Source organism: Rhodothermus marinus, assembly GCF_009936275.1.
Lineage (GTDB): Bacteria > Bacteroidota > Rhodothermia > Rhodothermales > Rhodothermaceae > Rhodothermus > Rhodothermus marinus_A.
Genome location: NZ_AP019797.1, coordinates 3335697 through 3361435 on the forward strand (window position 1 = coordinate 3335697; position 25739 = coordinate 3361435).

Annotated in this window: 24 protein-coding genes and 1 pseudogene; 16 read left to right on the top strand and 9 right to left on the bottom strand. The window is 64.7% G+C overall.

From position 1 onward, the window contains the following. Positions 1-47 precede the first annotated feature (47 nt). From GYH26_RS14610 to GYH26_RS15400, 3 genes and pseudogenes are all read left to right on the top strand, one after another. Positions 48-386 (top strand): hypothetical protein, encoded by a 339-nt coding sequence (locus GYH26_RS14610; protein ID WP_161542274.1) that lies wholly within the window; start codon positions 48-50, stop codon positions 384-386. A 137-nt stretch (positions 387-523) separates the two neighbouring features. Beyond that, a pseudogene (locus GYH26_RS15395) lies at positions 524-1525 on the top strand (endonuclease/exonuclease/phosphatase family protein); the annotation flags it as partial. Positions 1526-1527: 2 nt separating this feature from the next. Next, entirely contained in the window at positions 1528-2016 is a 489-nt protein-coding gene (locus GYH26_RS15400) for an endonuclease/exonuclease/phosphatase family protein (RefSeq protein ID WP_161542276.1), read from the top strand. Here the strand turns inward: GYH26_RS15400 and GYH26_RS14625 are convergent. Further along, positions 1993-2367 (bottom strand): hypothetical protein, encoded by a 375-nt coding sequence (locus GYH26_RS14625; protein WP_161542277.1) that lies wholly within the window; start codon positions 2365-2367, stop codon positions 1993-1995. The two genes, GYH26_RS15400 and GYH26_RS14625, sit on opposite strands and share 24 nt — an antisense overlap. A 111-nt stretch (positions 2368-2478) precedes the next feature. Here GYH26_RS14625 and GYH26_RS14630 point away from each other — a divergent pair, with 111 nt between their 5' ends. Further along, complete coding sequence (locus tag GYH26_RS14630) at positions 2479-2859, top strand: DoxX family membrane protein (protein WP_161542278.1); 381 nt, start codon at positions 2479-2481, stop codon at positions 2857-2859. A gap of 50 nt (positions 2860-2909) precedes the next feature. Here GYH26_RS14630 and GYH26_RS14635 read toward each other — a convergent pair whose 3' ends face one another. After that, a complete protein-coding gene (locus GYH26_RS14635; protein ID WP_161542279.1) occupies positions 2910-3251 on the bottom strand; it encodes a cupin domain-containing protein in 342 nt (113 codons plus the stop codon). 115 nt (positions 3252-3366) lie between these two features. Between GYH26_RS14635 and uvrA the strand changes: the two genes are divergently transcribed. Continuing rightward, the gene (gene uvrA, locus GYH26_RS14640) at positions 3367-6255 is read left to right on the top strand and encodes an excinuclease ABC subunit UvrA (RefSeq protein ID WP_161542280.1); all 2889 of its coding nucleotides are present in this window, start codon (positions 3367-3369) and stop codon (positions 6253-6255) included. A gap of 38 nt (positions 6256-6293) precedes the next feature. Here uvrA and mntA read toward each other — a convergent pair whose 3' ends face one another. Then, a complete protein-coding gene (mntA, locus tag GYH26_RS14645) occupies positions 6294-6731 on the bottom strand; it encodes a type VII toxin-antitoxin system MntA family adenylyltransferase antitoxin (protein ID WP_054683344.1) in 438 nt (145 codons plus the stop codon). Between the two features lie 27 nt (positions 6732-6758). Continuing rightward, on the bottom strand, positions 6759-7331 hold the full coding sequence (locus GYH26_RS14650) for a thioredoxin family protein (RefSeq protein ID WP_161542281.1): 573 nt from the start codon (positions 7329-7331) through the stop codon (positions 6759-6761). A 64-nt stretch (positions 7332-7395) separates the two neighbouring features. Here GYH26_RS14650 and msrA point away from each other — a divergent pair, with 64 nt between their 5' ends. The 7 genes from msrA (at position 7396) to GYH26_RS14685 (ending at position 15031) form a co-directional block, all read left to right on the top strand. Then, on the top strand, positions 7396-7953 hold the full coding sequence (msrA, locus tag GYH26_RS14655; RefSeq protein WP_161542282.1) for a peptide-methionine (S)-S-oxide reductase MsrA: 558 nt from the start codon (positions 7396-7398) through the stop codon (positions 7951-7953). Between the two features lie 89 nt (positions 7954-8042). Continuing rightward, the gene (locus GYH26_RS14660) at positions 8043-8423 is read left to right on the top strand and encodes a MarR family winged helix-turn-helix transcriptional regulator (protein WP_161542283.1); all 381 of its coding nucleotides are present in this window, start codon (positions 8043-8045) and stop codon (positions 8421-8423) included. Between the two features lie 94 nt (positions 8424-8517). Next, on the top strand, positions 8518-9564 hold the full coding sequence (locus GYH26_RS14665) for an HlyD family secretion protein (protein WP_161542284.1): 1047 nt from the start codon (positions 8518-8520) through the stop codon (positions 9562-9564). Between the two features lie 5 nt (positions 9565-9569). Then, positions 9570-11123, top strand: coding sequence for a DHA2 family efflux MFS transporter permease subunit (locus GYH26_RS14670; protein ID WP_242006488.1), 1554 nt, complete (start codon positions 9570-9572; stop codon positions 11121-11123). A gap of 11 nt (positions 11124-11134) precedes the next feature. Next, the gene (locus GYH26_RS14675; RefSeq protein WP_161542285.1) at positions 11135-12427 is read left to right on the top strand and encodes a TolC family protein; all 1293 of its coding nucleotides are present in this window, start codon (positions 11135-11137) and stop codon (positions 12425-12427) included. Positions 12428-12627: 200 nt separating this feature from the next. Further along, entirely contained in the window at positions 12628-13878 is a 1251-nt protein-coding gene (locus GYH26_RS14680; protein ID WP_161542286.1) for a glycosyltransferase family 4 protein, read from the top strand. A gap of 10 nt (positions 13879-13888) precedes the next feature. Next, positions 13889-15031 carry a glycosyltransferase family 4 protein gene (locus GYH26_RS14685; protein WP_161542287.1) on the top strand — a complete coding sequence of 381 codons (1143 nt, stop codon included), beginning with the start codon at positions 13889-13891 and terminating at the stop codon, positions 15029-15031. Here the strand turns inward: GYH26_RS14685 and GYH26_RS14690 are convergent. The 4 genes from GYH26_RS14690 to GYH26_RS14705 form a co-directional block, all read right to left on the bottom strand. Continuing rightward, positions 15012-17549, bottom strand: coding sequence for an efflux RND transporter permease subunit (locus GYH26_RS14690; protein ID WP_242006489.1), 2538 nt, complete (start codon positions 17547-17549; stop codon positions 15012-15014). The genes GYH26_RS14685 and GYH26_RS14690 overlap by 20 nt on opposite strands. Before the next feature lie 2 nt (positions 17550-17551). Next, on the bottom strand, positions 17552-18280 hold the full coding sequence (locus GYH26_RS14695; RefSeq protein ID WP_161542288.1) for a DUF3047 domain-containing protein: 729 nt from the start codon (positions 18278-18280) through the stop codon (positions 17552-17554). Position 18281: 1 nt separating this feature from the next. Next, positions 18282-19274, bottom strand: coding sequence for a hypothetical protein (locus tag GYH26_RS14700; protein ID WP_242006490.1), 993 nt, complete (start codon positions 19272-19274; stop codon positions 18282-18284). A 95-nt stretch (positions 19275-19369) separates the two neighbouring features. After that, a complete protein-coding gene (locus GYH26_RS14705; protein ID WP_161542289.1) occupies positions 19370-20800 on the bottom strand; it encodes a capsule assembly Wzi family protein in 1431 nt (476 codons plus the stop codon). A gap of 63 nt (positions 20801-20863) precedes the next feature. On the opposite strand from GYH26_RS14705, the gene GYH26_RS14710 reads away from it, so the two are divergent. Genes GYH26_RS14710 through GYH26_RS14725 form a run of 4 tightly spaced genes read left to right on the top strand, consistent with a single transcriptional unit; the run spans position 20864 to position 24916 of the window. Beyond that, positions 20864-21967, top strand: coding sequence for a glycosyltransferase (locus GYH26_RS14710; protein ID WP_161542290.1), 1104 nt, complete (start codon positions 20864-20866; stop codon positions 21965-21967). Continuing rightward, positions 21964-22452: a hypothetical protein gene (locus GYH26_RS14715; RefSeq protein ID WP_161542291.1), complete on the top strand. Its 489-nt coding sequence runs from the start codon at positions 21964-21966 to the stop codon at positions 22450-22452. Before GYH26_RS14710 ends, GYH26_RS14715 begins: the two co-directional genes overlap by 4 nt. After that, on the top strand, positions 22449-24014 hold the full coding sequence (locus GYH26_RS14720) for an HTTM domain-containing protein (protein ID WP_161542292.1): 1566 nt from the start codon (positions 22449-22451) through the stop codon (positions 24012-24014). Before GYH26_RS14715 ends, GYH26_RS14720 begins: the two co-directional genes overlap by 4 nt. Beyond that, a complete protein-coding gene (locus tag GYH26_RS14725) occupies positions 24011-24916 on the top strand; it encodes a hypothetical protein (RefSeq protein ID WP_161542293.1) in 906 nt (301 codons plus the stop codon). The genes GYH26_RS14720 and GYH26_RS14725 overlap by 4 nt, the downstream gene beginning before the upstream one ends. Here the strand turns inward: GYH26_RS14725 and GYH26_RS14730 are convergent. Then, entirely contained in the window at positions 24898-25731 is an 834-nt protein-coding gene (locus GYH26_RS14730) for a glycosyltransferase family A protein (RefSeq protein WP_161542294.1), read from the bottom strand. The genes GYH26_RS14725 and GYH26_RS14730 overlap by 19 nt on opposite strands. Between the last annotated feature and the right edge of the window lie 8 nt (positions 25732-25739).

A 25739-nucleotide genomic window follows, 5' to 3' on the forward strand; every position in this document is an offset into this window, starting at 1 on the left:
TTTTGCGCCCCTCCGCGCCGGGTTTTCTTTCACCAAAACGACCTGTCATGAGCATGCATGGCCGCCCCGCCTTCTGGTCCATCCTGCTGAGCCTCCTGCTGATCAGTGGCATGCCCGATGCACGGGCACAGATCGGCACGCCCGGTCCGCGCCTGACCTGGCTCGGCACGGCCGACGGCAACTGGAGCATTGCCTACGACGTCTCGGCCTTCGGCCACATCGTGGTCGGCTACTATCAGCAGGTCGAAGGGCTCACGGTGCAAAACACCCGGCTGTTCCGGTGGACGAAAAGCGACGGCATGGAGACCGCCATCCTGCCCGATCGCACCGGTCGTGCCGGGGACTCTCGCACGACGGCGCTACGTTCGTGGGATCGGCCTTCCTGACGCTCACGCAGGCGTTCCGGTGGCACCCGGACAATCCGGACCAGGATCAGAACGGCCAGCCGGACGTGCTTCCGCTGGAGACGCCCGGCTACAATTCCGGCGAGGCCTGGGCCGTCTCGGCCGACGGTGGCGTTATCGTGGGCGTCGTTTACAACTGGTCGCTCCTGGAAGGCCCTTCTCCCCGCGAAGCCTTTCGCTGGACGGAGACCGACGGCCTGCAACTGCTCGGCACGCTGGGCGGCGAGGCAAGTCTGGCCGAAAACGTCTCGGCCGACGGAGCGATCGTCGTGGGCAGCGCGCAGAACCAGTTCGGGAAATACCACGCGTTTCGCTGGACGGCGGCCGATGGCATGCAGCCGCTCGGAACGCTGATGTACGTGCTCTATGACTCCAGCACCGCCACAGCCGTCTCGGACGATGGTAGCGTGGTCGTTGGCTGGGCCCACGTGCCCGGCAACGACGTGCTGGTTGCCTTTCGCGTGGACAACGGGGTGCTCAGCGAGCTGGCCGGGCCGACCGCATACCCGCAGACGCAGGCCTACGACGTGACGGCCGACGGCTCGATGGTGGTCGGCGTGATGTTCAACGAAAACGGTGAGCGTCGGGCTTTTCGCTGGACCGACGGAGTCGGCCTGGAAGATCTGAGCGCGGTCTATGCCGATCTGCTCACGCCGGTCGGATCTTACCTGCGCACGGCGCAGGCCATCTCGCCAAACGGCCGCTACATCGTAGGCCAGGGGTTCAACGCGGCGACCAACCGGCTCGAAGCCTTTCTGCTCGACACCTGGCAGACGACGGCGGCCGAGCCGACCGATGCCCGACCGGAAGCGCCCGACACCGCCGCGCTGCGCGTGGTCAGCTACAACCTGCGCTTCGACAATCCGGCCGACGGACCCAACGCCTGGCCACACCGCATCGACCGCATCGCGGCCTTCGTGCGCTTCTTCGAGCCCGACGTGCTCGGCGTGCAGGAAGCCCTCCGCGCCATGCTCGACAGCCTGCAGGCCCGCCTGCCGGACTACCGCTGGGTGGGTGTCGGACGCACCGACGGCCGCGACGGCGGCGAGTTCAGTGCCATCTTTTACCGCACGGATCGGTTCTGCTGGAAAGCCACACGTTCTGGCTTTCGCCCACGCCGGAGGTGCCCGGCAGCCGCGGCTGGGACGCCGCCCATGAACGCATCTGCACCTGGGCCCGCTTCCGCGACCGCCGCACCGGCCGAACATTCTTCGTCTTCAACACGCACTTCGACCACGAAGGCGCACAGGCCCGCCTCGAAAGCGCCCGACTCCTGCATCGCGTGATCGCCGAACGCGCCCGCACAGCGCCGGTCCTCCTCACCGGGGACTTCAACACGACCGAAGACACGCCCCCCTACCGGGCCCTAACCGCCGACGGCCTGCTACGCGATGCGCTCTGTCAGGCCGAAAACGGACACTACGGGCCCCGCACCACCTGGAACGGCTTCGAGCGCCTCGTACCCGGCCGCCGCATCGACTTCATCTTCGTCACACCCGACGTGCGCGTGCTGCGACATGCCATCCTGGTGGACCTCGACGAACAGGGCCGCTTCGCCTCGGACCACCTGCCCGTCCTGGCCGACGTGCTACTTTCCGAAACGTCGCACTGACGCGGTCGTGCTCGCCGGCACCCAGACGCGCTGCCAGCGCCAGTCGTTCTGCAGAAATGTGGCCCAGAAAACCACCATGGTGATACCCACTTCGCCTTGAGGTACCTGCACCGGGAAGATCTTCGTCTGACCGGCCTCCAGATTGGGCTCCAGACAGGGTTCAAGGGCAATGTCGGCCAGAACCAGTGTGCGCTCATCGATCATCCACACACAGAGCGCCACACCCATCCGGTTTTCCACCACGATCTGCGCAGGTCCGGACTCGATGAGCACCGTCCCTCTTTCCGAACCTACCAGCTGACATCCGGCCAGCGCCAGGAGCATCAGCAGCCAGCGTCCACGCTTCAGCATATCGGATCGCGAGCGCAATTTGCTTTTTGTTTCACCAACTCTTGATTTAAAAAATTAACGAATTTATGTTTAAACAGTTCGCAACCTCCCCCACCAAACCCCTTAAGCGCCATGAAATTCTCGACGCTCAAAATCGGCCGGATTCTCTACGGGCTCACGTTCATCATTTTCGGCCTGAATCATTTTATCAACGCCTCCATGTTGAGCGGCATCGTGCCGATTCCCGGCGGGGTATTCTGGGTGTACCTGACGGGGCTGGCCATGCTGGCGGCGGCCATCGCCATCCTGACGGGCAAGCAGGCGCGGCTGGCCTGCCAACTGCTCGGTATTCTGCTGTTCATCTTTGCGCTGACCATCCACCTGCCGGCCATGATCAACCAGGGCGTCATGGCCGGGCTGACGAACTTCCTGAAAGACACGGCGCTGGGCGGCGCCGCCTGGGTCATCGCCGAAACCTATGCCGAACAACCCAAGCAGGCGGAAGCGGCCTGAGACAGGCGCATCCGTTTCACAAAAAAGCCGGCTCCAATGAGCCGGCTTTTTTATGGCAACCAGTCCTGCCGTGGTGGACTGAAAACGTCGAGCGAGATGGTCGCTTCGAGCGCTTCGGCTTCGTGCGGAACGTTGGCGGGAATGCAGACCACGTCGCCCGCGGTCAGCACTATCTCGCGCGCAGGCGCTTCACCGATCCGGAGCCGCAGGCGGCCCTGCAGCACATAGGTGAACTGCTCATTCTCATGCCGGTGCCAGGGCACGCGGGCGCCCGGCTCGAACTCGAACCAGGCCAGCATCGCCTGCGCGCCGCTCATCAGCCGACGCGTCATGCCGGGCGCCGGCTCGGCAACCGGCAACGCCTTCCAGGTGCTTACCTGAACGTCGTCCATCGTCGCCTCCCGTGTTTTTGCGTCCAAGATCGGATGCACCGACCGCCGACGCAACGCATCTATCGGGCCGGCTGCGCGTTAACGGAAAACGCATCGCAAACGTGCTGAAGGGTTCATGGAGTCCGTTACCCCGGTAGCCGCACTGGCCGTATCCGACGAATTGCGCCGGAAGGCGCGCACGCACATCGTGCTGCGCGGCGTGCGCCAGCACAACCTGAAAAACATCGACCTGGACCTGCCCAAGCGAAAGCTGATCGTCATCACGGGGCCAAGTGGATCGGGCAAGTCGAGCCTGGCCTTCGACACGATCTATGCCGAAGGCCAGCGGCGCTACGTGGAGAGTCTTTCGGCCTACGCCCGCCAGTTTCTGGAGCGCATGGACCGGCCCGATGCCGATCTGATCACGGGGCTGGCGCCCGCCATCGCCATCGAGCAGAAGTCTGGCTCCCGCAACCCGCGTTCGACGGTCGCCACCCAGACCGAGATCTACGACTACCTGCGGCTGCTCTATGCCCGCATCGGTCGCACCTACTCGCCCATCAGCGGCGAAGAGGTGCGGCGCGACTCGCCCACCACCGTGGCCCAGGCGCTGCACGAACGCCTGCCGGACGGCACGCGCTGCTACCTGTGCTTTTTCTGCCCTTCCCACAAAAAGCGCACGCTGCAGGACGAACTGGCCGCGCTGCGCCAGCGCGGTTTTTCGCGATTGGTGGTGCTCCCCACCGAAAAACAGGCCGCCAACGGGGCTGCTCCCGAGGTGCTGGACCTGAGCGAGCGCGATCCGGCTTCGGTCCGGGTGGCCCGCGACCGACTGCTGGTGCTGGTCGATCGCCTGGTGGTGCGTCCGGGCGACGAGGCCAACCGTTCCCGCATCGCCGATTCGGTGGAGCAGGCTTTCCGGGAAGGGGGCGGTCGCTGCGTGGTCGTGCGCGTGCCACGCCGCGACGAACGCTTCGACCCGAAGGCCGACCTGCTCTTCTTCAGCGAGCACTTCGAGCGCGACGGGATGGTCTTCGAGGAGCCCACGCCGCTGCTGTTCTCGTTCAACAGCCCGGTCGGCGCCTGCCCCACCTGCCAGGGCTTCGGTCGCGTGCCCGGCCTCGACCCGGACCTGATCATCCCGAACCCGGACCTGTCGATCCGCCAGGGTGCCATCGCGCCGTTCCGCACCGAGAAGTGGAGCCAGCACTACCGCCAGCTCCTGCGGCTCGCCCTCGAAGAGCGCATCGACATCGACAAACCCTATCGCCTGCTTTCCGAACGCGAAAAGCGCCTGATCTGGGAAGGTAAGGGCGACTATATCGGCATCTACGGCTTCTTCCGCTTTCTGGAAAAGCATAGCTACAAGCCCCACTACCGGATCTTCCACGCCCGCTTCCGCGGCTACACGCGGTGCCCGGATTGCGACGGCTACCGGCTCCGCAAAGAGGCGCTTTACGTGAAGGTGGGCGGCCTGCATATCGGCGAAGTGTGCGAACTGACCATTCGGGCCGCCCGTGAGTTTTTCGACACGCTGGAACTCACTCCTTACGAGCAGCAGGTGGCGGGCGAACTGCTGGAGGAAATCCGGCGCCGGCTGCGCTACCTGGACGAAGTCGGACTCGACTACCTGACGCTCGACCGGCTCAGCCACACGCTCTCGGGCGGCGAGGCGCAACGCATCCATCTGGCCACGTCGCTGGGCTCGGCGCTGGTGGGCGCGCTCTATGTGCTCGACGAGCCGTCGATCGGCCTGCATCCGCGCGACACGGACCGGCTGATCCGCATTCTGGAGCGGCTGCGCGATCTGGGCAACACGGTGATCGTCGTCGAGCACGACGCCGAGACGATCCGCCGCGCCGACCACATCGTGGACCTCGGACCGGGTAGCGGCCAGCATGGCGGCGAGGTCGTCTTCCAGGGCACCTACGAAGAACTGCTCCGGGACGAGCGCTCGCTGACGGGCGCCTACCTGAGCGGCCGCCGACGGATCGAGGTGCCCCGCCGTCGCCGCCCCATCAACGAAGAAGACATGATCGTGGTGGAAAACGCCCGCCAGCACAACCTGAAGTGGCTGACCGTGCGCTTCCCGCTGGGTGTGCTGGTGTGCGTGACGGGCGTTTCCGGCTCGGGCAAGTCGACGCTCGTGCACGACACGCTGTACCTGGGGCTGGCCCGCCTCAAGGGCACCTACGACGGCGAGGCGAAGGTCGGCGCGCACGATGCCATTCATGGCCACCACCTGATCGATCGCGTGGAAATGGTCGATCAGAGTCCGATCGGCCGCTCGCCGCGCTCTAACCCTGCCACTTACACGAAGGTCTTCGACCCGATCCGGGAGCTGCTGGCCGCGACGCCCCAGGCCCGCGTGCGCGGTCTCAAGCCTGGCTACTTCTCGTTCAACGTGCCCGGCGGCCGCTGCGAGGTCTGCCAGGGCGAGGGGTTCGTGCGCGTGGAGATGCAGTTTCTGGCCGATCTGTACCTGGAGTGCGAGGCCTGCCACGGCACGCGCTACAAGCAGGACGTGCTGGAGATCCGCTACCGCGGCAAGAACGTGCACGAGATCCTGAACATGACGGTGGACGAGGCGCTGGAATTCTTCGCGGACGTGCCCGCCATCGTCGACCGGCTGCGCGTGCTGCAGGAGATCGGCCTCGGCTACCTGAAGCTGGGCCAGCCATCCACCACGCTCTCAGGCGGCGAGGCGCAGCGCATCAAGCTGGCGGCCCACCTGAACAGCAACAACCGCGAGCGCGTGCTCTACATTCTGGACGAGCCCACCACCGGACTGCACTTCGACGACGTGCGCAAACTCATCGACGCGCTCAACCGACTGGTCGATGCCGGCCACTCGGTGATCGTCGTCGAGCACAACCTGGACGTGATCAAGTGCGCCGACTGGGTGATCGACCTGGGCCCCGAGGGCGGCCACCGCGGCGGCTTCATCGTGGCCGAGGGCACGCCCGAAGAGATCGCCGCCCACCCGGAAAGCCACACGGGCCGCTTCCTGCGCGAAGTGCTCTGAACAATCGACCGCCGCGCCGCACGCCGCAACCGGCACGCTCAGGGCGTACCATCCGACCCGGATCTCAGAAAATATTGCTGTAAATTGCGGCGAAACGGCTTCAAATACTTCAATTCGTCCCAGCAGCGGCGGATTGTGCGGGAAAAATAGCTCCCGGCGTCGAAGTCCGGACGGGCGTAGAGCAGACAGTTGGGCCGCAGGGCTTCGAGCGTCAGCACCATGTCGGCTTCTTCGAGCAACACCGGATCGGCGCGTTCCAGACCGGCTTCCACCAGGGCTTGCAGCAGCGCAAGGTACTGCGCGCGAAGCGCCCCGGCCGGTCCGACCAGCGCCAGGTCGATGTCGCTGTCGGGCCGTGCCCGCCCTTCGGCGACGGACCCGAACAGATAAACGGCCTGAAGTGCCGGAAAACACGGGCCGATCTGTTGCAGGCGGGTGCGGAGCTGCTCGAGCGTCAGGGCGTCGGTACCGACCATTTTTCCACCGGGCGGTCTGTGCCGCTCTTACGCGATCGGCGGCGGTTCGCTCCAGGGCCAACGGCGCGCTTCGGGGCTGTCCGGGTAGCGGCGAAGCAGCTCGATCATGTCTTCCCGAAACTGACGGCTGTCGCCCCCGGACTTCAGGTAACGGGCCATGGCCCACCAGAGCATGACCTGTGCCGCCATTGGATGATCTGGAAACAGCGCCAGCGCTTCTTCCAGCAGGGCAATGGCCTCGGTGTACTGCCCGCGCGGCACCAGTTCCTTGGCGCGTCCCAGTCGGAGCACCAGGCGCAGATCGTCGGGCGGTAGGTAGCCCAGCTCGACGTGATGCGCCATGCCGCGCGCATCAAGCACGTAGAACGAGGGCGTCCATACCGCCGCGTAGCGGGCACGCACGATCCGGTCGCGCCGGATATCCTGACGAAGCAGTACAAAAGCCTCGCGCAACTCAACCTGCACCCGTGGATCGCGATAGGTGACCGCTTCCATTCGGGCACATCCGGCGCACCCTTCGCGCACGAACATCAGCCACACGGGGCGGCGCGTCCGTCGCGCTTCGGCCAGTGCCGCGTCCAGATCTTCCAGCCAGTTCATCGTTGTACAGGAGCCCCTGGATTCCTACCAGGTATAAAAAGAAAAAGTCAGAGCATATTCAACGATGGCTCCTTTTCGGGAAAAGGCAACCCTCGGCGGCGGCTGCTTCTGGTGCCTGGAGGCGGCTTTCCTCGAGCTGCGCGGCGTGACCGACGTCGTGCCCGGATATGCCGGCGGGCATGTGCCCGATCCTACCTACGAGCAGGTTTGCACGGGCACGACCGGCCATGCCGAGGCGGTGCAGATCACCTTTGACCCCTCCGTCATTTCGTATCGGGATCTGCTCGAGGTCTTCTTTGCCATTCACGATCCCACCACGCCTGACCGCCAGGGCAACGACGTGGGGCCGCAGTACCGCTCGATCATCCTGTATCACGACGAGCAGCAGCAACGGACGGCCGAAGCCGTCATCCGCGAGCTGGAGGCGTCCGGCGTGTACGATGCGCCCATCGTGACGGAAGTGGTGCCTTTGAAAGCTTTCTACCCGGCCGAACCCTACCATCACCGCTACTACCAGCGCCATCCCTGGCAGCCCTACTGCCGGGTGGTCATCGCCCCCAAGCTGGCCAAACTCCGCCAGCAGTTTACCGATCGGCTGCGCATCCCCACGCCAACTTCGTAAAATCGGCGATGGAGTTTCCAGAAAAACCCACAACAACCAGTACCCCACGCCCGCCTTTACCGGATGAATTGAAGGGCTGGATTGGCTTTATGCTTAAAAAAGCCCTGCAGGAGCTTCTGGATATCTTCAATCAGTATCTGTCACCTCTTGGGGTTGAACCCCGGCATCTGGGAGTACTCTGGTTGTTGCGCGCGCGAGGCCCCATGCGGCAGGTGGCGCTGAGCGAAGCCATGCGTCTGGATCGCACCACCATCATGCGTTTGGTAGATGATCTGGAACAACGCGGCCTGGTGCGACGCGCCCCGGATCCTGAAGATCGCCGCGCGCATGCCGTGACGATCACGTCCGAGGGACTCCGCCTCCTTCAGCAGGCCCGTCCGCTTCTTGAAGCCGCCGAAAACCACTTCCTGCGTCGTCTTTCGCCGGAAGAACGCGTAACCCTTCGCGCACTGCTGGAACGGCTGGTCTGATTTTTTTCTCACCAAATCATCACATCGACTGAAAATCTTATAGACTGAATATTCGTTAGAACGCTCCGTCTTGCCCAACCAGCCAATCGCGACCATGATGGAGACACTTCAGGAGGTGGATGTGCGCCCCAATGCGCAGGCAGCCCGGCCTCGTCGCTTGCAGCTTCGGCTTGTGTTGCTAAGCCTGACGGGCCTGCTGATACTGGGTGTGTTGCTCTTCTGGGGCATTCGCTGGTACCAGTACAACCGCAGTCATGTCAGCACAGATAATGCGCAGATCGAAGGACATCTGGTACGGGTTGCCCCGCGAGTGGGGGGATACGTGCAGGCGGTACTGGTCGAAGACGACCAGCCGGTAACAGCCGGTCAGTTGCTGGTCGTGATCGACTCGACCGACTACGTGCTGCAGGTCCGCCAGGCCGAAGCTGCACTGGCGGTCGCGCGCGCCGGCCTGGAAAGCGCACGGACGGCACTGGCGGTCGCCCGTGCGCAACGTGACCAGGCGGCGGTTGCGCTCCATCTGGCCGAGCAGGAAGCGGCGCGTGTCCGACGTTTGCAGGCCGATGGGGCTGTCACGCAGCAGCAGGTCGATCGCACGCTGGCCGCTTTAGAGGAAGCGCGGGCGCGCTACCAGTTGGCCGAAGCGCAGCTGCACAACGCGCAGGCACAGATTGCTCAGGCCGAAGCGCACGTCCATCAAATGGAAGCTGCACTGGCCCAGGCTCAACAACAACTCAGCTATACCCAGGTGCGAGCCCCTATCAGCGGCCAGGTCGCCAAAAAATCGGTAGAGCCCGGCCAGTTCGTGCAACCCGGCCAGCCGTTGATGACCGTGGTTGGTGATGCCGAAGTATGGGTAGTGGCCAATCTGAAAGAAACCGACCTGGCCGAGGTCCGGCCCGGTCAACCTGTCGATATTGAGGTCGATGCGTATCCGGACCATCCCTTCCGAGGGGTGGTCGCGTCGATTGCCGGGGCGGCCGGAGTCAAATTCGCCCTGATACCGCCAGACAACGCTGTGGGGAACTTTGTTAAAGTCACCCAGAAGGTGCCGGTTAAAATCCGATTTGAAACGCCGCTGGATCCGGCCTATCCGCTACGACCCGGGATGAATGTAGTAGTGCATATCCAAACCCGCTGAAGATCATGGCGGCTCCTTTGTTTCGACGCATTATGATCACCATCACGGTGGTCAGCGTGGCGCTCCTGCAATTGATCGATACCACCATTGTCAACGTAGCCATCCCGGTTATCCAGGGCAATCTGGGCGCCACGCTGAGCGAAGCCACCTGGATTGTTGCCGGGTACGCCGTTGCCAATGCAATCGTGGTGCCCATGACCGGCTGGCTCAGCGCCACCCTGGGCCGGCGCAATTACTACCTGGGGTCGATCGCGCTGTTTACGCTGGCCTCGGCCCTGTGCGGACAGGCCAGCACAATCTGGGAGTTGATCTTCTTTCGAATCATTCAGGGCGTTGGTGGCGGAGCCCTGCTGGCCACCTCGCAGGCGATTCTGGTCGAGGCCTATCCGCCGGAGCAGTTGGGATTGGCCAACGCTTTGTTTGGCATCGGCGCGGTTGTAGGTCCTACCATCGGGCCGTTGCTGGGCGGCTGGCTTACGGACAATTATTCCTGGCCCTGGATTTTTTATGTCAATATTCCGGTGGGGATCGTTGCCATCTTGTTAACGCTGCTCTTTATCGAAGATGAACAAAGCCCAACGCGTTCTCGTCGCGTCGACTGGCCCGGCATTTTGCTCCTTACCATCGGTGTGGGCGCGCTGCAGACGCTGCTCGAACGCGGCCAGGATGAAGACTGGTTTGAAAGCTCGCTGATCGTTACCCTGACCGTCGTTGCCGTCTTAGGCCTGCTGCTTTTTGTCTGGTGGGAATTGCATACCGACACGCCGGTCGTCAACCTGCGGGTTCTACGGCATCGCAATACGGCCATTGGTACGCTATTCATCTTCATCCTGGGCTTTGGACTCTACGCCTCGGTTTTCATCTACCCGGTCTTTGTGCAGAATTTGCTGGGTTTTTCGGCCTATCAAACCGGGCTTTCGCTGCTACCGGGCGGTCTGACCACGATGGCCGTGCTGCCTCTTACCGGGCTGGCGCTGCGACGCGGCGTCTCTCCCAAACTGCTGACGCTGATTGGCTTTGTCAGCTTTTTCGTGTTCGCATGGGAGCTATCGAACGAGACGCTCCAATCGGGCCCGGAAGATTTCTTCTGGCCGCTCATCATCCGCGGCTTTGCCATGGGCTTTCTCTTTGTTCCCCTGACCACCGTAGCGCTATCGGGTTTGCAGGGCGCCGAGGTGGCGCAGGCGACCGGTCTGACCAACATGTTGCGACAGCTGGGCGGCTCCTTTGGCCTGGCGGCCATCTCCACGTTCATCGAACGAGACCTGGCCTTCCATCGCCATGAACTCAGCATGCATCTGACCCCCTTTTCAGCATCTACTCGGCAATTTCTGCAAACAGTACAGCACGGGCTGGTGCAACAGGGGATGGACCTGACCACGGCCCAGCAGAGCGCCTATGGGCTGCTCAACCAAACACTTATCCGCCAGGCCCTGGTTATGACTTATAACGATGCATTCTTCTACGCAGGATTGTTCTTTCTGCTATGCATTCCGCTTTTACTCCTGCTGCCTCGTTTGCGCCCGAGTGTATCGGAATCCCATTTGATTCTTGAATAATTACCAAGGCCATGATGCTTGTAATACTTCTGAGTTGTCTGCTGCATGGAGCGGCCGACACCTTGTGGACGCCTCAGCTGGCTGTTCAACGGGTGTTGCAGGTATATCCTTCGCTGGAGGCAAGCCGACAGGCATTGCAGATTGCCTGGCTGCAGGTAGAAGAAGCGCGTACAGGCTACTGGCCCAGCCTGCAATTAAGCGGCACGTATGTGCGTCAGGACCCTGTGCCTGAATTCCCGCTGGGTACCGAGCGCTTTGCCGTTCAGCCTCACAATCTCTACAACGGGGGACTGGAAGCCAGCTACGTGCTGCTCGATTTTGGCCGGCGTGCGGCCCAGGAACACCTGGCCCAGACGCAGGTCCAGCAGCAGGAGGCCGCGCTCGAAACGCAGCGTCAGACTCTGATGCTGCAGACACTTGCCCATCTGTACCGCATCCGATTGTTGGACGAACAGCTGCAGGTACAGGAGCAGACTATCGCTGCGCTACAAACAGCCCGGCGGATGGCGCAAGCGCGTCAGGCGGCCGGCACCGCCACGGAACTGGACGTGCGCCTGGCCGAAACGCGCCTGGCCGAGGCCACCAGCCGGTATATTCAGCTGCGCAGCGAAAAACACCAACAAATCCTGGCTATCCGCCAGCTGCTCCAGCTTGTGCCAGACACTACGCTGGCACTGCAGGCCACCATTGTGCCCCTCGATACCTTCCCGTCGCTGGAGCAACTTCTAAGCTGGACGTATCAGCGCCACCCTGCCCTTCAGGAATTAGCCGCGGCGGAGGCAGGCGTACAATTTCAGATTCAGTACCTTCAGGCCCAGTATCGCCCTCTGCTGCATGTAGGCGCTACGGCGGGCATTCGAAATGGCTATCCGCTGGATCTGAATAAGCCGCATTTCAACACAGCCCTGCAGCTACAGCTGCAGCTGCCCCTCTTCGATGGCGGCGCCCGTGCGCTGCGCCTGGAAGAAGCACGCACCCGGCTGAACCAGATCCGGACGCGCCAGCAGGAGACCCGCCAGACGCTGGCAACCAGACTACGCCAGCAGTACACCGAACTACAGGCTCTCAACGCCCAGCTTCAGGAAGCCCGCCTGCAACTGGAACACGCGCAGTTGGCCGTCGATTTTGCTCGCACGCATTACCGAAATGGTACGGCAACCATCATGGAGTTGTTAGAGGCGGAAGTCCGGCTGGCCCAGGCTCGGCTTCAGCTCCATTCCTTGCAGTATGCATTGCTAATGCAGCAGTGCACCTTGCTTCAGTTGGCCGGCGTGTTGCCTGAATATCTCGGGAAGCTTCCATAGCCTGTTACTTTCCGCCCGGCTGCGGCGGCTTTTTACAGGCCGGAGGCGGAAGAGCCCCGTGACGTTCCGGTGAATTTATCGGGGTTTCTGAAAGGAATGCCGCCGCCGGCGAATCTAAGGGACGGGCGGATCCGTTTGTGCCGGCGTTGTGCGATTCGTCCGGGCCCGATGCCCCCGCAAACCAAAGCCGGACGCCCGGCATGTATACACCCGTAACGACCGAACGCAAGGAGGCCCCGATCCATGCCCTGCCACGGGCGCCGCGCATCGCGCTGTTCACCGGCGCCTACAATCACATTGCCGACGGCGTCTCGCGCACGTTGAACCGTCTGGTGGGCTACCTGGAGCGACGCGGGGCCTCGGTGCTCGTCTTTGCGCCCACGATTCCCAATCCGCCCGTTCGGCACGAAGGCACGCTGGTGCCGGTGCCGTCGATCCCGGTGCCCGGACGTTCGGAATACCGCATCAGCCTGGGGCTCACACGCCGCCATCGCAAGCTGCTGGCTGCTTTCGAGCCCGACCTGATCCACATCGCCACGCCGGACTTTCTGGGGCTGCAGGCACTCCTTCTGGCCCGCCGCCGGGGCATTCCCGTGGTGGCCTCTTACCACACGCACTTCAGCGCCTATCTGAAATACTACCACCTGCAGTGGTCCGAGCGCATGCTCTGGGCCTACCTGCGCTGGTTCTACCGGCAGTGCCGGCAGATCTACGTGCCCTCCACCTCCATGATCGAGATTCTGCAGGCGCACGGCATCGATCAGAACCTCTATCTCTGGGAACGGGGTGTCGATACCGGCCTGTTCAATCCGGCGCAGCGCTCGTCCGTCTGGCGGCGCAACGTGCTGGGCGTGGCCGACGACGAAGTGGTGGTGGCCTACGTGGGACGGCTGGTCTGGGAAAAAGGGCTGGACGTGCTGGCCGCCACGATCAACCGGCTCAAGCAGGAGCAGGTGCCCCATCGTTGCCTGATCGTGGGCGAAGGGCCGGCCCGGCGTGAACTGGAAGCGCGGCTTCCGGAAGCGATCTTCACCGGCTATCTGGAAGGACGCGAGCTGGCCCGGGCCTACGCCTCGGCCGACGTGTTTTTCTTCCCGAGCGAGACGGAAACGTTCGGCAACGTCACGCTCGAAGCGATGGCTTCGGGCCTGCCGGCCGTCTGCGCCGACGCGCCGGGCAGCAACATGCTCATCGAACATGGCCGCACGGGCTTTCTGGCCACACCGGGCCGCGTCGAAGAATTCGCCGGCTACCTCCGGCGGCTGATTCTCGACGCCGAACTGCGCCGCACCATGAGCCGCCACGCACTGGAGCGCGCCCGGCATTTCGACTGGGAGGCCGTACTGAACCGCCTCTACGGCTACTATCTGGACGTGCTCGCCCCGGCCCTGCTGCCGACGGGCGACGGCGTCGCCACCGAACTGCCCGAACTGACGGCCACGGCTGCCTGAACGTCCCGGCATGGCCTCGCCGCTCCGGCTCCTGTTCGTCTCGCACTCGTTTCCACCGCCCGGCCGCCCGCTGGCCAACATCGGCGGCATGCAGCGCGTAGCGACCGAGCTTGACGCCGCGCTGGCCCGCCACTCGGACCTCGCCTATCACCATCTGGTACTGCGGACCTCCTGGCGCTGGACGCACGTGCGCGTGGTGCCTTTCCTCCTCCGGCTGGTGCTTCAGATTCCCCGTGTGGTGGCCCGCCACGGAATCAACGTGGTGCTGTTTTCGTCCATGGTGACGGCTCCGCTGGCTCCGCTGCTGCGCCGCAAACTGAACGGCACGCGTCTGGTAGCCATTGCGCACGGACGCGACGTGACGCTGCCGGTGGCCCCCTACCAGCGTTTCCTGCCTCACGTATTTGCGCACCTCGACGCCGTGCTGGCCGTCAGTCGGGCCACCGGCGAAGCCTGCCTGCAGCGCGGTCTTCCCCCGGAACGCCTGCATGTGATCCCGAACGGGATCGATCCGGCCCGTTTTGCCCGGCCGCTCGACCGCCGGGCCGCCCGTCACGAGCTGAGCCGGACGCTCGGCCTGCCGCTTCCCGACGACGCCCTGCTGCTCTGCAGCGTGGGCCGACAGGTCCCCCGCAAAGGCTTCGCCTGGTTCGTGGACGCCGTCATGCCCCGCCTGCCCGCCCACGTCCACTACTGGCTGGCCGGCGACGGACCCGACGCTTCCGCCATCGAAGCCGCCATCAAACGTCACCGGCTTCAGGAACGCGTGCGCCGACTGGGCCGCGTGCCCGACGACGTGCTGCACCAGCTCTACCGGGCCGCCGATCTGTTCATCATGCCCAACCGTCCCGTGCCCGGCGACATGGAAGGCTTCGGCGTGGTCATGCTCGAAGCGGCTCTGTGCGGCGCACCCGTGCTTGCCGCCCGCCTGGAAGGCATTCAGGACGTGGTGGCCGAAGGCGAAAACGGCCACCTCATCGAAAGCGGCGACGCGGACGGCTTCGTGCGCTGGATCCTGCACTACGATCGGGACCGCACGGCGCTTCAGACGCTCTCGGAGCGTGCCGCCGCCTACGTGCGCGCGCACTTCAGCTGGGAGGTGGTGGCCGACCGCTACGTGCAGACGCTCCGGGTTATTTGCTCAGCGACGTAGTCGGCGCCGCCTCCGGCTCGGGCGCCGGACGCTTCTCCCGATCCTCCAGCCACTGAATGAGCGCGGGCAGAAAGACCAGCGCGGCCAGCAGCGTGGTCCCGATTCCCACGACGGCCAGCTCGCCGATCGAGCGCAAGCCCGGATGAAAGCTGAGCAGCAGCCCTGCAAAGCCCATCATGGTAGTCAGCGAGGCTATCGTCACGTGCTCGCCCGTCGAGCGCAGCACCTGCAGAATGCTCCCCGGCCCTCGCTCGCGGTAGCGGTGCACCAGGTGCGCGCCTGCATCGTTGCCGATGCCCAGCACGGCCGGCAGGACCACCATGTTGTAGAAGTTGAGCTTCATGCCGAGCAGCTCCATCACCAGCAGCATCCAGAGCACGCCCACCACCAGTGGAAGCAGCGCCAGCATCGTCCAGCGCGGCGTGCGGAAGTTCAGCCACATGAGCAGCGTGACGGCCACGAACGTCAGCAGCACCATCCAGGGCGCCTCTTTGAGCATGAGCCGGAGCATGTCGGCCGCCACCAGCGACGTGGAGCCCGCGTAGTATACCTTGCCATTCACCTCTACACGCCCGACGTCCTCGGCAAAGGCCATCGAGTTGCGGCCGTCGGCCAGACGCACCGAGGGATAGATCAGCACGAAGTTACCGATCTCGCCGGTCTTTGACGTGAAGCGGGCTTTCAGAAAGTCCGGTACTTCGTCGATCGAGATCGGTCGCCTGGTCTGGGCCGCCTCGCGCAGGCGCTGCATCCAGACCGACGTATCGGCCCGCAGGAACGGATCGTTGAGCAGTTCTCGGATGCGTTCGATGCGGGCCAGTTTGGCCTGCTGGGCCTCGGGCGTCATCGGAAAGCGATCCTGCAGGCTTTCCACGTCGAGGATCGTGGGCGAGAGCGTGTCTTTTGCCGCGCGTTCCTTCAGGGCGGCCACCACGGCCGGCACCTCCGCGGGGTCGTCCACCACGATGTAGGCCGGATTGCGCCGGCCGTGCGTCTGATAGACCCGCTCCACGTAATCCTGACGCGCTTCGTAGTCTTCGTAACGGGGCTCCAGTTTGCCGAAATCCCACTCGAACGACACGCGCGGCAGGAACAGTAACGCCAGCACGACGGCCGCCACGCTGGCGAGCACCACGCCACGCGCCGCCGGAAAGCGTCCACGCCCCACCTGGTGCACGGGGGCCGCATGGCCGGCCTCCAGGTTCAGCAGCCGGAAGCGCTCGGCCAGCGAAAGCAACGCCGGCATCACCACGAGCATGGCCACCAGCGCGAACAGAATCCCGCTCCCCGCGATAAAGCCGAACTCGCTGAACCCCCTGAAGTCCGCGATCATCAGCACGTAGAGCGAGACGGCCGTCGTCAGCGCCCCGATCGTGATGGCCTGGCCCGTGCTCAGAAACGTGATCTCGGCCGCTTCGGCCACGTCGCGTCCCTCGGCCCGCTCCTCGGCATAGCGCGCGTAGAAGTGAATGCCGTAGTCGATGCCCAGGCCGAAAAGCACCAGCCCGAGCGTCGAGGTCATCAGGTTCAGCGTCTTGAAAGCCACGTAGGCCAGCCCGAACGACCACGACAGGCTCATCAGCAGCGGCACCCCGATCAGCACGGCCATCACGGGCATGCGGCCCAGCTCGGCCAACAACACGCGTCGGTCGAAGCGGCGTCCGGCCCGCGCCCGGTACGACTTGTAGGTGAAGTAGAGCACCACCAGCAGCAGTACGGCCGTCACGCCTGCCCCGAACGAGCTGAACACGTCGTCGGTAATGGCCCGCACCTCGACGAGCTGGCGCAACAGCCGTCCGGCCAGAATCACCTGCATCTCCGGATGATAGCGGTGCGGCTGCATCTCGTCCACCAGCCGCTGCAGGTCCCGGTACAGGTCCGCGATGTAGCCGATGTTCGTCTGAGAGTTCGTCGGATAGAAGCGCACGACCAGCGTCGTGCTGTCGTCCGAGATCGGATACTCCTTGCCGATCAGCTCCTCGTAGACGACCTGCAGCGCCTCGACCGTCGTGTCCTCTTCGGCCTCCTCTTCTTCCTCCAGCTCGAAGAAGAACGGATTGGCCTTCAGACGCGCCTCTTCGATTTTTTCCTGCAGAAACTGCTCCAGGCGATCCAGCTCCTCGTCGGTGGCAAAGTAGAGCGCATTTTTGCGCAGGAACTCCGTTTCGCGGCGGTACTCGACGCGCCCCAGGTAGGGTTCGTCGTAGCCTTCTCCTTTGAGCGCCAGCGCTTTCGGAATCAGGTCCTCGGCAAAGCGCCGGTTGGCCTCGAACGACGGGCTGACGATGGCCACGTCGACCGTGCTCTCGCCGCCGACCATCTCGCGCAGCCGCTCAAGCGCCTGCACGCTGGGGTAAGATTTCGGGATCAGCTTGGAGAAATCCGTGTCGATGCGCAGCCGCATGGCAAGCGCGACGCCGAGCACCGAAAGCGTCAGCGCCAGCGCCAGGACCGTTCCGGGCCGACGAACGGCCCAGCGAATGATCGGACGCAATCGTTGAAACACCTGCTCCATCATGATTATCGAACCGCAGCGGCGGCGGGTAAGAGTTCAAAGTCGTCGAAATCGACCACGGCGTAGTCTTTCGTGTTGTCCGAGTCGCTCCAGATCGTAATCGATAGCGGACGCGCGGGCGGCTCCTTGCCGAACACGCGCCGATAGTCGGCCACCACGTCGCGTTCGACCGTGACCCAGCGACCGAAACCTTCCCGGCCGGACGAAACCACGATCACCTTCAAGGGCCCGTAGTCCACCACGGTCTCACGGGGCAACAACGAGCTGTAGGTGTACTTGATGCTGATCGGACGGCCCAGCCAGTCCGTACCGAACGTCACGTAAACGGCCCCCCCGCTGTCGTTCCAGCGGCGGTTGTCCTCACGGGCACCGGCCGGCAGGTGGATGGCCCGCCAGCGCCAGCCGAGGCGGGGATGCGCGCGCAGATCCCAGTCCAGCCCGAAGTCTTCCCGGTTGGCCAGCGTGATGCGCTGGGCTTCGGCCCGCGTGATGCAGCGCAGAAACTTGTTGCCCGCCTCGACCTGCACCCGGCACTCCTCGCGCTCGTTCATGAACTCCTCCAGCGGCCGGAACTCCCGCTTGCTGGTAAGAAACTTCCAGCGCGACGGATAGGAGCCAGCCGGATAGGCCTCGAAGTCCTCGACGCGCACGCGTTGCGGGTCCGGCGCCGATCCGGGCGCCAGCCCCTGCAACAGCAGGCCGATGCACAGCAGTAAAGTCAGACGGCGTAGCATGTCATTCGGTCGGGGTTGTCAGGGGCTGTTCGGCGTCGGCCGAGGGGACCGGGGCTACCGAAGCGGCAGGCTGCCGACGCTCCAGCCAGCTCGTCACCACAAAGAGCACGGCGTTGGCTGTGCGATCCAGCACGCTTCGGACAACAAGCATGCCGGCCAGCACGGCCGCCGAGGCCTCCAGCAGGTGCGTCATACCCAGCACGGCCCCCAGCGCCAGCAGATCGGTGGCGGGCAGGAACGGAATCCGGTTCGTGACGGTGCCCACCACCAGAATCGTGGCCCACACGCGCAGCGGCGCTTCGGGCAGCACCACCCACCACTGGAGCACCTGCAGCGCATACATGGCAAAGAACCGGAGCACGTGCACGCCCAGTAGCACCGCGGCCGTCCGCCCCGGCACGTAAAAAATGGCTTTGCGGAACCGCACGGCCAGCGCACCCAGCACGCTAAGCGCCAGCCCACCTGCCGCAACATAGACCGGATCGGCCGCCTGGCCCAGCAGATCCACCAGCGCAAACTGGCCGCTCAGCACGGCCCCGGCCACCAGCAGCACCACGGCCACCGTCGAGGCCACCGACGACAGGATCGTGTTGTCCTTGATCGTGCGCAGCAGGTGCCCATCCGGCCGGTCGGTGTGGCGGCGCGCCCACAGGTACAGGTACACCTCGCCCGAATAGCCCAGCACGTCGGTGTTCAGTACGCGCTTGCGCACGAGCACCGGAAACACGCGCCGCCAGCGAATCTTCCAGAGTGCCCGGTAGATGAACGCCTCGGTGGCCGGCAGCAGAAAGTACAGGCCCAGCCAGAGCACATAGAACCAGGGCGTACGCGGCAGCCCCTCGTACACTTCCCGCCAGCCGATCTGCGTCAGGCGGTACAGCAGCCACCCCACCACGCCGCCCACAAACAGCAGCCGCCCGTAGCGCTGGATCCGGCGCCCGACGGGCGTCTGCAACCACGATCGCACCTGCTGCACCCTGATTTTGAGCGACATGCCGCGCGTCGGCTCTGGCTGTTCGAATCGCACGTGCTAACGGCGGCGGCCGGGCTCGTGTTGCCGACCGGCCCGCGAACTTTTCGCGGAAGCCTTTATGGCATCGGACGATAGCGTACGCCCAGCGCTACGCCCAGGTTGTCGGGGTAGAGCTGGCCGACGTCTCCGGCCAGGGCCACCTGCACGGCCAGCGGTCGTCCTTCGGGCTGCCAGTCCAGCGCCACCAGCACCGAAAGCTGCTCGGGCGGCGGCTCGAAGCGGTAGGTGGCGCCCGGCTGCTGGAGCACGTCGCGTCCGTTGTAGGTGCCGTAGTTGCGCGAGTAGGTGGCCAGCAATCGGTAGCGCAGCGCCGCCGCCAGACGCCCGGCCAGTCCCAGATGATGCGCCATGACGCGGTTGTTTTCCACGCCGCCGGTCAACCGCTTTGCCCGATCCTCGAAGGCGAACATCAGCGGCGAGCCGACCGTGCGGCCGTAGTGCGTCCAGCCCGTGCGGTAGATGTAGTGGTTGTAGTAGTTGTCGCGGCCGCCCGGCCCCCCGCGTCCCGGTCCGGGGCCGATCGGTCCGCTCTGACGCTTCGTGTAGAGAAACTCGTAAACGACGCGTTCAATCAGCCGGCCTTCCCGATCTCGAAGCGACAGCCCCAGCAGCCCATCCTGAGGATTTTTGAACTTGAGCCCGTCCCGATCTTCGTAGAAGAAGTGTCGGTAGACCAGCAGCCCGAAGCGCCGCCCTTCCAGCGAAAAGCCGAAATCGTACGTCCCGAAGTGATCTCCCTGGATGTAGATCTGCTCGCCCCGGGGCGCACCTTCTCCGGCATTGAGCGCGAAAAATGTTCTGAAATAATCATCCAACCCCTGCGGTAGGCGACCGATAGAGGGATTGCGCGAGATGCCGCCCCAGAAGGCCTGATGCACGAGCCCGGCATAGATGCGCCAGCTGCCCGGCCCGAAGCGGAGGTAGAGATACTTCTGGTGCAGGTAGGTGTCTTCGACCTGCCGCACGTCCTTCATCCAGCCGTGCGCCCAGTAGCCGTGAAATTGCACCCAGCCGCGTGTGCCGGGCACCGACGTGTAGCGAGGCGTGCGCACCACGATTTTCGGAATGGGCGTGGCGTTCGGGCTGACGTCTGGCGAGCCGGACGAAAGCAGCGTATCAACCGTGCCGATCGTCTCGCGTCGGCGTCCCACATAGGCTTCCAGAAAACCCACCCGCACCCGGCCGTAGGCTTCGACAAAATGCGCGGACGGATCGTGCGCCTGCCGCAGCAGCAGCTCACCGCCCACGCCGTAGGAAAGCCAGGAGCGCGGCCGTCGCTCCCATCGGCCATTCAGCAGGACATAGCCGTTGGCCGACTTCGGATCGAACCGCCCCCACTGGTTGGCGGCCAGCCAGAACGGCAACCGACCCGCCGTCGCCGCCCGCACGCCCAGTTCGCTTTCCAGCTGGAGAGATGAAGGCGCCTGAGCCTTACCCAACGATGCGCTCAGACCAGCCAGCAACAGAACGATCAGGACCTTCCGCATAAACAAGCAGGTTGATGCTCGAAAACAGCCGTGAACGGTTCAGACAATTGCGGGAAAATACACATGCAGCCGGTTGTGTTGCATTTCAAATCGGTCTATCTCAACCTTTCCGAAACCTTCATCGATCGGCTCGTGCGGCACCACGAGCGCTACCGGCCGGTGGTGGGCACCCTGCACCCCCGCCACTATCTGGACGGCCTGCCGGTTTACGCGCCGCGCGGCCCGGCGGCCTGGCGCGACCGCCTGCTGCAGCAGCTCAACCGAACGCCCCGGTTTCTTTTCGCGGTATGCCGTCGGGAACAGCCTGCTGTGCTGCACGCCCATTTCGGCCTGGACGGCTACCGGCTGCTGGGCCTGACCCGTCGCACCCGCCGGCCGCTCGTGGTCAGCTTTTACGGGCACGACGTGTCGCGGCTGCCGGACGAGCCGGGCTGGCGCCGACGCTACCGGCACCTGGCCCGCGGGGGCACGCGCTTCATCGCGGCCACCGACTTCATGAAGCGACAACTCATCGCGCTGGGCTTTCCGGAGGAAAAAATTGATGTGGTTCGCTTCGGCCTCGACCTGAGCGCCTTTCCCTTTCAGCCACGCACGCGGGCCGGCCTGCGCCTGCTTATGATCGGGCGATTGGTGGAAAAAAAGGGCCATCGTACGGCGCTCGAAGCGGTGGCGCGTCTGCGGGCGGCCGGCTACGCCGTCGAACTGCACTGCTACGGCGACGGCCCGCTCCGCGGTGCGCTTCAGGCCGAAGCGCACCGGCTGGGCATTGCCGCCTGCGTGGCTTTTCACGGGGCTGTAACAAACGAGGTGGCCTGCCAGACGTACTACACACACGACGTGCTGCTCGTACCGAGCCAGACGGCGGCCGACGGCGACCAGGAAGGCCTGCCCAACGTGATCATCGAAGGGCTGGCCGCCGGTATCCCCGTGGTGGCCACCCGGCACGCCGGTATTCCGGAACTGGTCGTCCATGAAAAAACCGGCCTGCTGGTGCCGGAGCGGGACGCCAAAGCGCTGGCCGCCACCGTGACACGGCTGATCGAAACGCCGGCGCTGGTGGAGCGGCTGAGCCGGACCGGACGGGCGGCCGTCGAACAACTGTATAGCCTGACGCGCATGGTGCGCGACACCGAAGCCGTGTACGACGCGGCACGCCGATCCCGATGAATCGCACCCGCATTCGCCGGCTTTTCCGGGCGCTGGCCGTGCTGCTCCCACTGCAGTACGCGCTGGTGGGACTTGTGCAGCTCGGTGGCGGCCGCGAGCCCTGGCCCCTGCTGGTCATGCCGGGCTTCAAGGCCACCTGGCACGAAGGTATGCCGCTGCTTTCGCAGCGGGTGACGTTCGTCGTCCACCGGCCCGACGGCTCGATCCGGCACCTTCCGGCCGACACGGTGCTGGCCGTGCTGCCCTACTCCCACCACCGCGCCATGCTCGAGGCATTCTTCCGGCCAGCCTCGCTCAGCGGTACGCCGGAGACCGAACGCATCCGCCGGCCGGACGCCAGGCGCTGGCTGTGGGATCGGCTTCAGACGCTGACGAGAAGCACGCCCGTGCAGGTGGACATCGTCTGGGAAGCGCTCCGTATCGATCCGAAAACGGGCACCCTACAGGCGCAACCGCTCGACACGCTCACCCTGCAACGGCCATGAACGCCGACCGCCTCGATCGCTGGCTGTTCGATTCGTTCCGCCCGACGGCCCGCGGACTGGCCGCCTACCGGATCGCCTACGCGCTGTTCGTGCTGCTCCTGATCGATCCGGGCCACAGCCCGTACTTCAACTTCCACCCGCTCGCCGAACTGCCCGACAGCTTCTTCCTGCCGCTGCCCGGTCCAATGCAGCTTTTCTCGGGCTTCCCGCCGCGCTGGTTCTTCGCCGGACTGCACCTGCTGCTCGATCTGAGTCTGGTGGCGCTGCTTTTCGGCTACCGGACCCGGCTGGCCTCCTGGATGACCGGTCTGCTGTTTCTGATCGGCTTCGGGTTTCTGTTTTCGGCGGGTAAGATCAACCACGTGATCCTGTTCGTGCTGCTGCCCTGGGTGATGAGCTTCAGCAACTGGGGCGCCGCCTGGTCGCTGGACGCCCGCCTGGGTCGCGCCCGCCCCACCGTCGAGGGCTGGCCGCTGGCGCTGCTGGCCCTGCTGACCGGCTTTGCCATGTTCACGGCCGGCTTCACGAAGCTGCTGGGCGGCTGGCTCGATCCCGCCACACAGGCCACGCGCGGCCACTGGCTCAAGCAGTACTTCGTGGTCGGTCGCCAGGACCTGCTGGCCGATCTGGCCACCGCGCCGCTCCCTGCCGGCCTCTGGGAGCTGATGGACTGGGGCACCGTGCTGCTGGAGATCGGCTTCCTGCCGGCCGCCTTCGTGCCCGGTCTGTTTCGTGTGTTTCTGAGCCTGATGGTGCTGTTTCACCTGGGCACCGCCCTGTTTTTCAACATCACCTTCGTGCAGAACCTGATCGTTTATGCCGCTTTTCTGAACTGGGACCGTATCGCTGCCCGTGCCCCACGCCTTCGCCTGTCGCCTCGTCTGGCCCTGCTCCTGATTCCGCTGCTGGGCCTTGCCTTCTACCTCTTCGGCTCGCCGCTGCGTCGCCTCGACGTCCTTGTCACGTTTTCGTCCGACCTGTCGCTGACCGAGTTGCTGGCCAACATCGCGGCCGCGCTGGTCGTGCTCGGCCTCGCTCTTTCCCGCGCCCGAGACCTGCTCCGCCGTCCGCTTCCGCTGACGCCGGCGGCGGCCGGTGCCTACCGCCGGGCTCGCTGGACCCTGGCGATCGTACTCGTACTCTATGCCGCCCTGGTGGGCACGCACGCCGGCGAGTTCTGGCCGATGAGCGTGTTTCCCATGTTCTCGCGCGCTGGCCAGCCCTGGACGCGGGCCGTGGTGCGCGAGCTTGAAGCCACCGAGCCCGTACACTGGGACACGCTGCAGGCGCCGGCGTCCCTGCCTGGTCGGCCGTTTCCGCTGAACCAGACTGCACTGGATCCGGTCGACCTGATCAACTTCGTCACGCGCCCGGAGCCCTGGGACGCCCGAAGGCGCCAGACGCTGCAGCGGCTCTTCGGCCCGGAACTGGAAGGCCGCCGCCTGCTCGTGCTGCAGGTGCAAGGCATGCCGAGCGGCGAAGGGGTGCAGCTTCGCTACCTCCCGATCCTGGTACTGACCGCCGACACCGTTCAGGTTCATCCTGCGCTGCAGCAGCCATGAGATCTCCCCTGCGCGACCTGTTCGACTTCGAGCGCCCGGAAACGCTAGGCGAGCGGCTGTTTTTCTGGCTGTTCGAGCTGTTCGTGGTCCTCGCCCTGAGCGGACACGCCTGGAACTGGGCCGTTTATCTGGGTCGGCTGGAAGCGCCGCTGTACCCGACCGGGCTGGCGCGCTACCTGGACGTGTCGCTGCTCATGGCGCCCGGCGTTGCCCTCGCCGTGGCAGCCGTCGTCACGGTGCTGTTGCTGCTGGGCCTGACGCATCGCTGGCCGCTGGCCTATCTACTGGCCCTGCTGGGCCTGCATCTGCTGTACGTGAGCCGGTTTTCGCTGGGCAAGACGCCTCACGGCGTTCATCTGCTGGGGCTGACACTATTGAGCCTGGCGCTGGGCTCATTGCTGTTTCGGACGCCGCTGCACCGCCGTCGCGCGGCTATGGGGTTTACGTTCTTCTTCGTGGGGCTGAGCTACACGCTCGCTGCCCTCAGCAAACTGGTGGCTACCGGTCCGGGCTGGGCCGACGGCATGCATCTGACGCTCTGGATTCTGGAAAAGGGCACCGACATGATGGCCCGAACAGGCGCCTGGACACCCAACCCGGTGCAGCAACTGCTTCTGGCGCATCCCGAGCTGAGCACGGTCCTGCTTGCCGGCGCACTCCTGCTGGAGCTGCTGGCCTTCACGGTCTGGTGGCGGCCGTTCCGCCTTCCGGTACTGCTGGCACTGGTGGGCATGCATGCCGGCATCTATGCCGCCATGCAGATCTCCTTCCACTTTGCCGCCATTGAATTGCTGCTTCTGGCACTTCCCTGGAGCAGATGGCTGGACCGCCTGCTTCAGGTGCAATGGGCCGCTCGGATCGGCCGGCCGCTCCTTCGGCTGGCTCAATGGTGCAACGCCTGAAGTCGCTCCAGATCGAAGACCCCGGTCTCGATCGAATCCTGCAGATAGCGCTCGAAGGCTGCCTGCATAGCCGGTGTCAGCCGGAATCGCGGATGATCAAACTCGTTTCCGCGAACGTACCGGTACCAGAGATAGGCCAGAAAATCCCGGGGCGTGTTGCGCATGCGGCGCAGAAAGTGTTCCTGCTCCCACAGGTTGCCGCCGTGGAAATAACGCAGATACAGGTAGGATTCGGACGGCGGCAAAATCACGTAGCGGCCGGTGCGACGCCAGGCCTCGACGTAGTGCGTGTCGCTGGTGCGCCGCAGGTCGGGGTAGCGAATCGTCGCGTTGCGCCGGTGCACGATGGTGGGTGGCACGCCATGGCGGAGCAGCCCGATGAAGGGATGGAAAAAGTAGGCCGGGTGGTTGACGTGCATGAGCGTACCGGCCAGCGTGCAGGCGTCGTAGTCGCCGGAGAGCAGCACCTGCATCTGGCGCATCAGCCGCTCGGGATGCGACCAGTCGTCGTCGTCCCACTGAGGCGCAACGTAGTCGCCCCGTGCCAGCTCCAGCGCCTGATTGCGGAGCGTACCGATCACCAGATCGGGCCGGGGTTCGACGCGCGCATAGACCAACTCGTCGGCAGGGACTTCGGCGAGCAGCGCCTCGTCGAGCGGCTGCCGTCCGTTGTCGAGCACCACCAGCTCGCGGTTGGGATAGGTCTGCTGCAGATAGGACCGGATGGCCCGCCGCACCAGATGCGGCCGATCGGCCGTCACCATCAGGCAACTGACCTTCGGCCAGCGCTGCTTTTCCTGAAGCTCCTGCGCCATCGCATTTT

Excerpts from the sequence above, each read along its gene's own strand:
- GYH26_RS14700 (WP_242006490.1), bottom strand. The coding sequence starts at position 19,274 with ATGTCGCTCAAAATCAGGGTGCAGCAGGTGCGATCGTGGTTGCAGACG.
- GYH26_RS14610 (WP_161542274.1), top strand. The coding sequence starts at position 48 with ATGAGCATGCATGGCCGCCCCGCCTTCTGGTCCATCCTGCTGAGCCTC.
- GYH26_RS14680 (WP_161542286.1), top strand. The coding sequence starts at position 12,628 with ATGTATACACCCGTAACGACCGAACGCAAGGAGGCCCCGATCCATGCC.
- mntA (WP_054683344.1), bottom strand. The coding sequence starts at position 6,731 with ATGGTCGGTACCGACGCCCTGACGCTCGAGCAGCTCCGCACCCGCCTG.
- GYH26_RS14630 (WP_161542278.1), top strand. The coding sequence starts at position 2,479 with ATGAAATTCTCGACGCTCAAAATCGGCCGGATTCTCTACGGGCTCACG.
- GYH26_RS14695 (WP_161542288.1), bottom strand. The coding sequence starts at position 18,280 with ATGCTACGCCGTCTGACTTTACTGCTGTGCATCGGCCTGCTGTTGCAG.
- msrA (WP_161542282.1), top strand. The coding sequence starts at position 7,396 with ATGGCTCCTTTTCGGGAAAAGGCAACCCTCGGCGGCGGCTGCTTCTGG.
- uvrA (WP_161542280.1), top strand. The coding sequence starts at position 3,367 with ATGGAGTCCGTTACCCCGGTAGCCGCACTGGCCGTATCCGACGAATTG.
- GYH26_RS14730 (WP_161542294.1), bottom strand. The coding sequence starts at position 25,731 with ATGGCGCAGGAGCTTCAGGAAAAGCAGCGCTGGCCGAAGGTCAGTTGC.
- GYH26_RS14720 (WP_161542292.1), top strand. The coding sequence starts at position 22,449 with ATGAACGCCGACCGCCTCGATCGCTGGCTGTTCGATTCGTTCCGCCCG.
- GYH26_RS14725 (WP_161542293.1), top strand. The coding sequence starts at position 24,011 with ATGAGATCTCCCCTGCGCGACCTGTTCGACTTCGAGCGCCCGGAAACG.
- GYH26_RS14690 (WP_242006489.1), bottom strand. The coding sequence starts at position 17,549 with ATGATGGAGCAGGTGTTTCAACGATTGCGTCCGATCATTCGCTGGGCC.
- GYH26_RS14650 (WP_161542281.1), bottom strand. The coding sequence starts at position 7,331 with ATGAACTGGCTGGAAGATCTGGACGCGGCACTGGCCGAAGCGCGACGG.
- GYH26_RS14625 (WP_161542277.1), bottom strand. The coding sequence starts at position 2,367 with ATGCTGAAGCGTGGACGCTGGCTGCTGATGCTCCTGGCGCTGGCCGGA.
- GYH26_RS14685 (WP_161542287.1), top strand. The coding sequence starts at position 13,889 with ATGGCCTCGCCGCTCCGGCTCCTGTTCGTCTCGCACTCGTTTCCACCG.
- GYH26_RS14675 (WP_161542285.1), top strand. The coding sequence starts at position 11,135 with ATGATGCTTGTAATACTTCTGAGTTGTCTGCTGCATGGAGCGGCCGAC.
- GYH26_RS14710 (WP_161542290.1), top strand. The coding sequence starts at position 20,864 with ATGCAGCCGGTTGTGTTGCATTTCAAATCGGTCTATCTCAACCTTTCC.
- GYH26_RS14715 (WP_161542291.1), top strand. The coding sequence starts at position 21,964 with ATGAATCGCACCCGCATTCGCCGGCTTTTCCGGGCGCTGGCCGTGCTG.
- GYH26_RS14660 (WP_161542283.1), top strand. The coding sequence starts at position 8,043 with ATGCTTAAAAAAGCCCTGCAGGAGCTTCTGGATATCTTCAATCAGTAT.
- GYH26_RS14705 (WP_161542289.1), bottom strand. The coding sequence starts at position 20,800 with ATGCGGAAGGTCCTGATCGTTCTGTTGCTGGCTGGTCTGAGCGCATCG.
- GYH26_RS14635 (WP_161542279.1), bottom strand. The coding sequence starts at position 3,251 with ATGGACGACGTTCAGGTAAGCACCTGGAAGGCGTTGCCGGTTGCCGAG.
- GYH26_RS14670 (WP_242006488.1), top strand. The coding sequence starts at position 9,570 with ATGGCGGCTCCTTTGTTTCGACGCATTATGATCACCATCACGGTGGTC.
- GYH26_RS14665 (WP_161542284.1), top strand. The coding sequence starts at position 8,518 with ATGATGGAGACACTTCAGGAGGTGGATGTGCGCCCCAATGCGCAGGCA.